This is a genomic window from Haloferula sargassicola, from assembly GCF_040362925.1.
Lineage (GTDB): Bacteria > Verrucomicrobiota > Verrucomicrobiia > Verrucomicrobiales > Akkermansiaceae > Haloferula > Haloferula sargassicola.
The window spans coordinates 1-1,696 of the sequence record NZ_BAABRI010000049.1 but is presented as its reverse complement, the minus strand read 5'-3'; the positions used below and the strand labels follow the sequence as shown (position 1 = coordinate 1,696).

The window sequence follows — 1,696 nt, the reverse complement described above, 5'->3', positions numbered from 1 at the left end:
CCATTCCGAACCCGGAAGTGAAACGCCGCAGCGCCGATGGTAGTGAGACGATAGGTCTTGTGAGAGTAGGACGCCGCCAGGTCTATGCCCGGCATCTTCAGCAATGAAGATGCCGGGCTCTTTTTTTTACCCGCAAGGAGCGGAGAACGGAGACATTCACCGCCGGGCCGCGAAGGGATGGTAAGCGCAGTAAATTGGCTCTTCGGTTCTTCGTCGTCAGCGCATGACGGTAAGCGCAGTAAATTCGCTCCCCTTGACGGATTTCAAGCAACCCGGTCTTCGCGGGGTTGGTTCCGGCGGGCCGCCGCGATGCGGGCGGGCGTGAGCGTGGCGATGACCTCGGGGTCGGTGACGCCAGGGAGGGCGGTCAGCAGTTCCTTCAGGTAGGCTTCGACCGGGAGGTCGTGGAGCTTGCAGTTCTCCACCAGCCGTGTAGATCGCCGCGGCGTGGTGGCCGGCGTCCTCGCTGCCGAAGAACAGCCAGTTTTTCATCCCCAGTTTCAACGGACGCATGCCGTTCTCGGTTTCGTTGTTGTCGATCTCGAAGCGGCCGTCGTCCAGGTAGCGCTCGAATTTTTCCCAATGCCTCAGGGCGGAGGCCAATGCCCGGCTGGTGGGAGAGGACGGCCGGTGCGTGGGCAGCATGCCGCGCATGAACCGCCCGATGCGCCGCACCAGCGGGTGCGCTCTGCCAAGCGCGCACGTGGTATCTCAGGGCCGGAGAGGCTTTCTTTTCGCGCAGCCCGGAGTCGATCCGGTAGAGCTGGTGGATGATGAGCGCCGAGTGGCGGCACGGTCCGGATTTCAGCGTGTCGGTGAAATCGCGCCGGATATGGGTGAGGCAGGCGATGAGTTTCACCTCGGGATGTGTGCGGGCGTAGGATTCGTAGACGCTGTAGGCATCGCACTTACGTGTCCGCGGAAATGCCTGCCAAGGCACTCGGCGAGTTCGGCACGGCTGCGGCCCACGCCCAGTGGTAAACCTAAAAGGGAAAATGGGCGCGTTCGTTTGGCACCACGAAGCGGGGTGCTTGACGGGTGGGCCGGGGGATTGCGATCCGGGGCTTGGGTCATCCGCTGAGCAGGAGTTCTACCTCGTCCGGAAGGCCGGGCAGCCATTTCCCGCCCAGCCAGCGGCGTAGCAGGCGGGTCAGCAGCAGGGTCCAGCGTTGCTCGACGGTCCATCGCTCCGTGATGGCGCAAATGTGATGCAACTCGTTGCTGATGCGCGTGACCGCTTGGGCGATGAGGTCGCCCTTTTCGTGCAGGACGCTGACCTTGACGGTGCGCTGGCCTCCACTCCGGACCTGTCGGCCGACGCCGGACATCAGCATGGGGCGGGTGCGGATGGCCTCGCGGTGGTGCTCCGCGTCGTAGAAGCGCAGGTAGAGCGACCACCAGTTGTAAACCAAGGCGATGAGGTTGGCCATGAGCCGGCTGGAGGTAAGTCGGCGCGAGGTGTAGCCGTTCCAGCCCCATTGGTTCTTGAGTTCGTCGAAGCAGTTTTCCGCGTCGGCACGGTCGCGATACTGCTTGGGCATGACGGGGGCGGGAAAGGCTTGCTCATCAAGCGAGGTGACGAGCACGGCGATCTTCCCGCTCCACGGGGTGGCGCAAGCGTCCCAGCCTTCGCCGCGGGCGTGGGGCAGGCGGCTCTGGCGGTCTTTGCCGCGGCGGGAGTTGCCGGGCTCCCCGA

General features: G+C 64.3%; 2 protein-coding genes, 1 rRNA gene and 2 pseudogenes. 1 reads left to right on the top strand and 4 read right to left on the bottom strand.

Annotated features, from left to right (window positions below; genetic code table 11):
• A 5S ribosomal RNA gene (gene rrf / locus ABXH26_RS20630) occupies window positions 1-82 on the top strand; the annotation flags it as partial.
• Between the two features lie 181 nt (window positions 83-263).
• Here the strand turns inward: rrf and ABXH26_RS20625 are convergent.
• From ABXH26_RS20625 to ABXH26_RS20520, 4 genes and pseudogenes are all read right to left on the bottom strand, one after another.
• Window positions 264-425: a transposase domain-containing protein gene (locus tag ABXH26_RS20625; RefSeq protein ID WP_434783441.1), complete on the bottom strand. Its 162-nt coding sequence runs from the start codon at window positions 423-425 to the stop codon at window positions 264-266.
• A gap of 37 nt (window positions 426-462) precedes the next feature.
• Window positions 463-678 (bottom strand): annotated as a pseudogene (locus ABXH26_RS20620) (IS66 family transposase); the annotation flags it as partial.
• Between the two features lie 28 nt (window positions 679-706).
• A pseudogene (locus ABXH26_RS20525) lies at window positions 707-997 on the bottom strand (IS66 family transposase); the annotation flags it as partial.
• 73 nt (window positions 998-1,070) lie between these two features.
• Window positions 1,071-1,696 (bottom strand): transposase (locus tag ABXH26_RS20520; RefSeq protein WP_353568974.1); only part of this gene is annotated, 626 nt, incomplete at its 5' end.